At 57.9% G+C, this 7,603-nt stretch carries 9 protein-coding genes; 4 read left to right on the top strand and 5 right to left on the bottom strand.

Annotated features, from left to right (window positions below):
• The 3 genes from Q7O77_RS12030 to pabB all read right to left on the bottom strand — a co-directional run.
• Positions 1–116 (bottom strand): serine dehydratase beta chain (locus Q7O77_RS12030; protein WP_304167519.1); only part of this gene is annotated, 116 nt, incomplete at its 3' end.
• 399 nt (positions 117–515) lie between these two features.
• Positions 516–1,130, bottom strand: coding sequence for a CoA pyrophosphatase (locus Q7O77_RS12025; protein WP_304167516.1), 615 nt, complete (start codon positions 1,128–1,130; stop codon positions 516–518).
• A gap of 23 nt (positions 1,131–1,153) precedes the next feature.
• Positions 1,154–2,518 (bottom strand): aminodeoxychorismate synthase component 1, encoded by a 1,365-nt coding sequence (pabB, locus tag Q7O77_RS12020; RefSeq protein ID WP_304167514.1) that lies wholly within the window; start codon positions 2,516–2,518, stop codon positions 1,154–1,156.
• Between the two features lie 150 nt (positions 2,519–2,668).
• Between pabB and Q7O77_RS12015 the strand changes: the two genes are divergently transcribed.
• Positions 2,669–2,866 carry a YoaH family protein gene (locus tag Q7O77_RS12015; protein ID WP_304167511.1) on the top strand — a complete coding sequence of 66 codons (198 nt, stop codon included), beginning with the start codon at positions 2,669–2,671 and terminating at the stop codon, positions 2,864–2,866.
• Positions 2,867–3,041: 175 nt separating this feature from the next.
• Here the strand turns inward: Q7O77_RS12015 and Q7O77_RS12010 are convergent, their stop codons facing one another.
• Together Q7O77_RS12010 and Q7O77_RS12005 are read right to left on the bottom strand one after the other, a co-directional pair.
• Positions 3,042–3,191 carry a hypothetical protein gene (locus tag Q7O77_RS12010; protein WP_304167509.1) on the bottom strand — a complete coding sequence of 50 codons (150 nt, stop codon included), beginning with the start codon at positions 3,189–3,191 and terminating at the stop codon, positions 3,042–3,044.
• Complete coding sequence (locus Q7O77_RS12005) at positions 3,185–4,054, bottom strand: hypothetical protein (protein ID WP_304167506.1); 870 nt, start codon at positions 4,052–4,054, stop codon at positions 3,185–3,187. The genes Q7O77_RS12010 and Q7O77_RS12005 overlap by 7 nt, the downstream gene beginning before the upstream one ends.
• 226 nt (positions 4,055–4,280) lie before the next feature.
• Here Q7O77_RS12005 and Q7O77_RS12000 point away from each other — a divergent pair, with 226 nt between their 5' ends.
• The 3 genes from Q7O77_RS12000 to Q7O77_RS11990 form a co-directional block, all read left to right on the top strand.
• The gene (locus Q7O77_RS12000; protein ID WP_304167503.1) at positions 4,281–6,203 is read left to right on the top strand and encodes an ATP-dependent DNA helicase; all 1,923 of its coding nucleotides are present in this window, start codon (positions 4,281–4,283) and stop codon (positions 6,201–6,203) included.
• Positions 6,204–6,266: 63 nt separating this feature from the next.
• Positions 6,267–6,968 carry a tRNA (adenosine(37)-N6)-threonylcarbamoyltransferase complex dimerization subunit type 1 TsaB gene (tsaB, locus tag Q7O77_RS11995; RefSeq protein ID WP_304167501.1) on the top strand — a complete coding sequence of 234 codons (702 nt, stop codon included), beginning with the start codon at positions 6,267–6,269 and terminating at the stop codon, positions 6,966–6,968.
• A gap of 66 nt (positions 6,969–7,034) precedes the next feature.
• On the top strand, positions 7,035–7,603 hold a 569-nt coding region (locus Q7O77_RS11990; protein ID WP_304167499.1), incomplete at its 3' end, for a Slp family lipoprotein.

Raw genomic sequence — 7,603 nt, 5'->3', positions numbered from 1 at the left:
AGAAGGCCGACCTGTTCCAGTTCATCGACGAACTGTTTACCGGCCTTCATCGGTCCAATAGTGTGAGAGCTGGACGGCCCGATGCCGATTTTGTACATGTCGAAAACGCTTATCACGCACTACTCCTTTAAACGTCCGTCGAATGCCTTTATTAGGCGGCTAAATATGGGCGCTATTGTAGTGGCAATCCCCGGTTCGAAGGCGTCTTTTCGCATGAAATAAACTTATTTAATGCCGCCGTAAAGACCACAAAAATCTAATGCAGGAAAGGGGAAGGCGGCAAGGTGTACCGCGGTTATGCGAGTTACCCGGATTAAAAACCGTCATTACGTGAAGTGGTGCTGAACTGAGACGGCGCACCGTGGTATCGAACGTGTTCCCGACGACGCCCGCAGGGTCGGTTGAATGATGAACACGCCTCGTTCACGATGTCCGCACCACGCGTAAAGCCAGTACAGGCGCATCGTCGTCGAAAGGGAAAAATACCGGATGAGATGAGGGCCGAGTGTTGGCGCTTAAGGCGCCGCGACCTGCAACGCGAGCTGGCGAATAATCGTCGCGGTCAGTCCCCACACCCACTGCTGTTGATAACTGCGTAGATAAACGCGATGTCGGCGGTGTTCGCGCTCGATCTCCAGCGAATGATAGCGGTGCAAGGCGAAAGCTTCCCGCAGCGGCATCTCGAAGAGGGCGGCCACTTCGTCCGCCTGCGCCGTCAGCGTGATGTCGGGAGGCAGCAGTCCCACGACCGGCGTGACTTGAAAACCGCTAACGCTGTCCAGCGAGGGCAGCGTGCCGAGCACCTGAACGCGGGACGTCGGGATCGCCACCTCTTCATACGCTTCCCGCAGTGCAGTGGCGATCAGGGAACGATCTTCCAGGTCGGCCGCGCCGCCGGGAAAGGCGACCTGACCCGCGTGTGTGCGGAGGTTCGCGGCACGTCGGGTTAACAGCAATGTGGGTTCGTGACGGCGAATAATCGGCACAAGTACGGCCGCCTGTCGCTGATAGCAGCTGGGTGGCGTCGCTTCCGGCGTTTGGAGTTGAAAACGGGTGATGAACTGCGCCAAATCGAATGGCGGATCGGCCTCAGCGGTCGTCGGAGGGGTTTGCAGGATCATGTCTGTCATGTCAGCTCCTCGCCAGATCGCCATTAATCATGAGACAACAGTAAAGGCAGAATACGTCCGACTTTATCGAACGTTTCTTGATATTCCGCCTGCTCCTGACTGTCGGCGACAATCCCGCCGCCGGCCCAACAGTATATCGAACCTCGGTCGGTGACGAGCGTGCGGATGGTGATATTGGTATCCATCGTGCCGCAGATGCTCAGGTAACCGATGCTGCCGCAATAAGCGGTCCTGCGCTGCGGCTCCAGCTCTTCGATGATCTCCATCGCCCGGACTTTCGGCGCGCCGGTGATAGAGCCGCCGGGGAAACAGGCCCGCAGCAGGTCGGTCGCATGCAGCTCTGCGGGCAGTTCCGCTTCAATGGTGCTGACCAGATGATGCACCGCCGGAAAGGCTTCTACCACAAACAGCTCCGGCACACGGACGCTGCCGGGGGCGGCCACGCGGCCGATATCGTTGCGCAGCAGATCGACGATCATGAGATTTTCCGCGCGATCTTTGGTGGATGCCGCCAGACGTTCCGCTTGTCTGACGTCGTCTGCGGCGTCAGGCAGTCGGGGCAGCGTGCCTTTGATGGGGCGAGTCTGAATATGATGGTCGTTCAACCATAAAAAACGCTCCGGCGACACGCTGATGACCGCGTTATGCGGGAGTCGGATAAAGGCCGAGAAGGGCGCGCGATTACTGGCTGAAAGACGCAGGAACGCCTGCCACTCGCTGCCTTCATAACGGGCCTGAAAGCGTTGCGCCAGATTGACCTGATAGCAGTCTCCGGCGTGCAGATAATCCTGAACCTGACGAAACTTTGCGCCGTACTCTTCACGCGACATGCTGGCCTGCCATGCGGAAGTCAGCGTAAAGGCGTCGTTAGGCGTATCCTGTTGCGCTTTGAGCCAGGCGAGGCGAGGCGCCGGATCGCCTTGAGTGATCAGCGTGAGTCGGCGCTGATGATGGTCGGCGATCAGCGCCCAGTCATACACACCGACGGCCATATCCGGAATATCGATATCCTGCGCGGCCCGCGTCGGCAGGCGTTCCACTCGACGCCCCAGATCGTAGCCGAACAGTCCCAACGCGCCGCCCTGAAAAGGCAGCTCCGGCGTCGGGGTTGCGTTCAGACCTAATCGCTCTAACTGGTCTTGCAGCAGCGCGAATGGGTCGGCTGATGAAGTCTGAACGTTGCCGTCTTCGGCTATCTCCGTGGTGTCGCCGTGGGTCTGTAACGTGACGCGCGGATCGGCGACAAGGATATCAAACCGGTTGTGCGTATGTTCAGCGGTGCCGGAGTGCAGCAGCATCGCCCAGGGCTGCTCGGAGAGCGGGGCGAATTGGGTCAACAAAGCGTCCGGTTGGTAAGGCAGAGCATGGTAGACTAACGACATTGGCATATAGATTTTCGGGCGATCTCATACGGGTAGTGACCGGAAGTATACCGGTCGCGTGGACACGAAGGCATCACAAAATGCAAGCGTACCACACTCGTGAGACGTGCGACGTCGATGATGCCGGGACGATCCCGCCAGATTCAGGAGAGAAAAATGTTTGCAGGTATTCCGTCGCTCACGCATGAACAGCAGCAGCAAGCCGTCGAAGAAATCCACCGCTTGATTTCGGAAGGAATGAGCAGCGGCGAAGCTATCGCCCGTGTGGCGGAGGCGCTGCGTCAGGGACATCAGGGAGAGCGTGTTGTCGCGCGCTTCGAAGATGACGAAGAGGATGCCGGGCAGCAAGAGTAACTGATGCTCGACGCGGTCCGGACGCGGCGGATCATCGTCTGGCAACGATGTGATGTGTTGTCAGGCGGTGGCCTCAGGCGTCCGGCGCGTTGTCTCCCCATCGGTTCGACGCGTCGACGAGGAGACACTTAGGGCCTGTCAGTCCTTTATTCTATGATGAGGGTAAGTGACGCGGCTACCCCTGGAGATAAAGCGGACAGCGCTCAATGATGTTCGGCCTGATACCGAGAACGCCCTCGCCGCGAAGGCGATAGACACTGCCTTCCGTCAGGTTAATCAAGCTGATGACTTTATGCGTTTGGCTGGGTAATCGCTGTGTCAGCATGGACTTCTTCTCTTTTGTTCATAGATGCAGCTGATACGGTCGTTGATGGCCATAAACGGCGGTGCGGAAGTTAAACGCACCGGTTGGTATACGGACGAATCGTTTTGATGCCAGCACATGATCAGCGAGCGATATTCACAGATAAAAAAGAACGCTCTGTAGCGGACTTCATCCTCTCCTTTCCTTGCACTCCATGACATGTCTTGTACGTGATTCACATTGCCTTCCAGCAGGAGATCGCTGCCTTTTGCCTGACGACGCCACTGTTCATCGAGTTGTTTGACGATAAAATGGGAAGTGTTAGTAGGGGGCGACGTAAAAAAACGTCTGTCCCCGGTCTTCGCTTGAGCGAGATATTTCAACGACAATCTGCTTACCGGATGATAAAAAGCGAACAGGTTGCTCAGACTGACTGACGCGCCTATCCCCGCGAATATACCGACCAACGCTGCGATCGTGGCAAGGGCGGGGGAAGAATGAAAAAAAACGTACAACGCGATGACGGCCAGCAACGTTATCGCTAATGACACACTGCTTTGAATCAGCATCGGCCCCACTTTTTGAGACGCGCTTTCAGGTTCGAGTATCAAACCGTTGTCATCGGCAATCCAATGTATCCAGTAACTTCCATCCCATAATCGATGGGCGCAGATGTACCAGTTTCCCTGAGGGGATAGGCGTTCAAATTGTTCGGGGTTGCTGTAGTTAGCTTTGTGAGTATAAAACGTATGGCCTTGGTGAGTGAGGCGCAAATAATATCCGTTGGAGCCTGCGTTGGGTGTGAAGGGTGTGCTGGGAATCGTAAAGGTATAAACATGGCTCAAAATCAAAATCCCTGATTTATCGTTATCGAACGTCGCCATTTTACCTTTTCGTTTCAGAGGAGAAAACCTCCCGCCCTAGCGCTAACTATGCCTTCCACGTATTCATCATGTCCGAGGAAAACACAGGAATAGCGTCTGCGGCGCGTGCTTCCAACGACGGCGTACCAACATATTAAGGTGGAGGCAGGGGGACGAGCTTGGCATAATCCCCCCACTCGCATCGGAGCCTCCGGTGCCGATCTATTCCCCAGCAAAGAGAGAAAGCGTGGCTGCAGCAGCAAACGAGATCGATGATTTTGCCCCCGAGGGCGCATTGGCAAAGGCCATCAAGGGATTTAAGCCTCGAGAACCTCAGCGGCAAATGGCGGCCGCCGTTGCCGACGCCATCGCCCGACAGAAGCCGCTGGTGGTTGAAGCGGGAACCGGAACGGGAAAAACCTACGCTTATCTGGCGCCCGCGCTGCGCGCCGAAAAAAAGGTGATTATCTCCACCGGTTCCAAAGCGTTGCAGGATCAGCTCTACAGCCGCGATCTGCCGACCGTGGCGCGTGCGCTCAACTATCCCGGCAAACTGGCGCTGCTGAAAGGGCGCTCCAATTATCTGTGCATTGAAAGGCTGGAACAGCAGTCAATGACCGGGGGGGATCTTTCCAAAGATAACCTGCGCGAGCTGGTCAAGTTGCGCAGCTGGTCCTCGCTGACTGACGACGGCGACACCAGCGCCTGCCGCGATGTGCCGGAAGACAGCCATATCTGGCCGTTGGTCACCAGCACCAATGACAACTGCCTCGGTAATGACTGCCCGCACTATAAAGCGTGTTTCGTAGTCAAAGCGCGTCGCCGGGCGATGGATGCCGATGTCGTGGTGGTTAACCATCATCTGTATCTGGCGGATCGGGTGGTAAAAGAGAGCGGTTTTGCGGAGCTGATCCCCGACGGCGACGTCGTAATTTTCGATGAAGCCCATCAAATTCCCGACATCGCCAGCCAATATTTCGGTCAGCAGCTGAGCAGCCGACAGCTGTTCGATTTGGCGCGAGATATGATCATCGCCTATCGCACCGAAGTGCGTGACGCGGCGCAGCTACAGAAAAGCGCCGATCGGCTGTCGCAAAGCACGCAGGACTTTCGCCTGGCGCTCGGCGACCCCGGTTATCGAGGCAATCTTCGTGACGTTGTCACGGATGTCGGACTGCAGCGCGCGCTATTGCTGCTCGATGATGCGCTAGAGCTGTGTTACGACGTCGCCAAACTCTCTCTGGGGCGCTCCACGCTGCTGGATGCCGCGTTTGAACGCGCCACGATTTATCGTCACCGGCTAAAGCTGCTGCTGGACGTGCAACAGCCCGGTTATAGCTACTGGTATGAATGCACCAGTCGTCACTTCGTGCTGGCTTTAACGCCGCTGTCGGTATCTGACCGCTTTCATGAAGTGATGAAAGAGAAGGCCGCAAGCTGGATCTTCACCTCCGCCACGTTGTCCGTGAACGAGAAAATGGATCATTTTACCGCCCGACTGGGGCTGGAAGAGGCGGAAACGCTGCTGCTGCCGAGTCCGTTCGACTATGCCCGTCAGGCGCTGCTGTGCGTCCCGCGTTTCCTGCCGGAAACCGCGCGCCGGGGTAGCGGTAAACAGCTGGCGCAGATGTTGACGCCGCTGATTCAGGCTAATCAGGGGCGCTGCTTTATGCTGTGTACCTCGCATTTGATGATGCGTGAACTGGCCGCGGAGTTTCGCGCCAGCCTGACGCTGCCGGTCTTGCTGCAAGGCGAAACCAGTAAAACCCAGCTGCTGTCGCAGTTTCTGGCGGCGGGCAACGCGCTGCTGGTGGCGACCAGCAGTTTCTGGGAGGGCGTGGACGTGCGCGGCGATGCGCTGTCCTGCGTCATCATCGATAAACTGCCGTTCACCTCGCCGGACGATCCGCTACTCAAAGCACGCATGGAAGACTGCCGCCTGCGCGGCGGCGATCCCTTCAATGAGGTGCAGCTGCCGGACGCGGTCATTACCCTCAAGCAGGGGGTGGGACGGTTGATTCGCGACGTCGACGATCGCGGCGTACTGGTGATTTGCGACAATCGTCTGGTCATGCGTCCCTACGGCGAAGTCTTTCTCAATAGTTTGCCGCCCGCGCCGCGTACGCGAAGCCTGCCGCAGGCGGTGGATTTCCTGACGCGCAAAGCGTAACGGCGTTCCGACTCTGTGCTATCATGCGCGCCGTTATACGTTTATTTCCCGCCTGAGGTTGGCATGTCTACGCGAATTTTAGCGCTTGATACCGCAACGGAAGCCTGTTCCGTTGCGTTGTGGAATGAAGGTGAAGTCCACGCATTATTTGAAGTTTGTCCCCGCGAACATACCCAGCGTATTTTGCCGATGGTTCAGCAAGTCCTGAGCGAACAGGGCCTGACGCTGAGCGATATGGATGCGCTGGCGTTCGGCCTTGGCCCCGGCAGTTTTACCGGCGTGCGTATCGGTATCGGTATTGCCCAAGGGCTGGCGCTCGGCGCCGACTTGCCGATGATCGGCGTTTCCACGCTGGCCACACTGGCGCAGGGCGCATACCGCCTGACCGGCGCGACCCAGGTACTGACGGCGATTGATGCCCGCATGAGCGAAGTCTACTGGGCGCAATATCGCCGCGACGAACAGGGATTCTGGCGCGGTGAAGAGACGGAAACCGTTCTCGCGCCCTCGCAGGTGCAGACACAAACGGCAGCCCTCAACGGTGAATGGGCGACGGCCGGCACCGGCTGGCAGACGTACCCCGATTTAACCCAACCCGCCGACGCGGTGTTGCACGATGGCGACTATCTGTTGCCGCAGGCGGAAGATATGCTGCCGCTGGCTTTGCAACAGTATCAGTCAGGCGCGACATTGCGCGTTGAGCAGGCTCAGCCGCGCTACCTGCGTAATGAAGTCGCCTGGAAAAAATTACCGGGCCGCGAATAACGGATAACCGCAACTTATTGCATGGCTTATAGTCTAATAATCAGGCTATTAAACGAGAGGCATGCTATGTCGAGTGAACGGCAGTGGAGTCGTCGGGTGAAACGCGTTGTCTGTAGATCGGGCCGCTACGGCCTGCTGTTGCTTTCGCTGAGCGCGCTGAGTGCGTGCGTGACCGTCCCCGAGTCCTTACGAGGGACATCGGCGACGCCGCAGATGGACTTGGTCCGGGTGATGAGCGCGCCCGCCGTCTACGTCGGCCAAGAGGCTCGGCTGGGGGGTAAAGTGGTGGCGGTGAGCAACGAGGCGAATCGCACCCGTCTGGAGATCAGCAGCATGCCGCTGGATGAAGGCGCCAGACCGATCTTAGGCGCGCCGTCGGAAGGCCGTTTCGTGGCCTATGTTAACGGTTTCCTGGAACCGACGGATTACAACCAACAGCTGGTCACCGTTGTGGGGCCTATCACCGGGTCCGAATCGGGCAAGATAGGCAACCGCCCGTATCACTTTGTCGTCATGCAGGCCGACCGCTATAAACGCTGGCGTGTCGTGCAGCAACTGGCGCCGACCGCCGGGATGTATGATCCCTGGTGGGGCTATCGCGGCCGCCCCGGCTGGGGACCTCGCTGGGGCTGGGA

The organism is Lonsdalea britannica, assembly GCF_946477055.1.
GTDB lineage: Bacteria > Pseudomonadota > Gammaproteobacteria > Enterobacterales > Enterobacteriaceae > Lonsdalea > Lonsdalea britannica_A.
The sequence above is the reverse complement of the archived record's forward strand: the minus strand, read 5'-3'. Positions and strand labels throughout refer to the sequence as shown.

What these genes read in the sequence shown, in the direction of transcription:
- pabB (WP_304167514.1), bottom strand. Translation starts at nt 2,518, where the DNA reads ATGCCAATGTCGTTAGTCTACCATGCTCTGCCTTACCAACCGGACGCT.
- tsaB (WP_304167501.1), top strand. Translation starts at nt 6,267, where the DNA reads ATGTCTACGCGAATTTTAGCGCTTGATACCGCAACGGAAGCCTGTTCC.
- Q7O77_RS12010 (WP_304167509.1), bottom strand. Translation starts at nt 3,191, where the DNA reads ATGCTGACACAGCGATTACCCAGCCAAACGCATAAAGTCATCAGCTTG.
- Q7O77_RS12005 (WP_304167506.1), bottom strand. Translation starts at nt 4,054, where the DNA reads ATGGCGACGTTCGATAACGATAAATCAGGGATTTTGATTTTGAGCCAT.
- Q7O77_RS12025 (WP_304167516.1), bottom strand. Translation starts at nt 1,130, where the DNA reads ATGACAGACATGATCCTGCAAACCCCTCCGACGACCGCTGAGGCCGAT.
- Q7O77_RS12015 (WP_304167511.1), top strand. Translation starts at nt 2,669, where the DNA reads ATGTTTGCAGGTATTCCGTCGCTCACGCATGAACAGCAGCAGCAAGCC.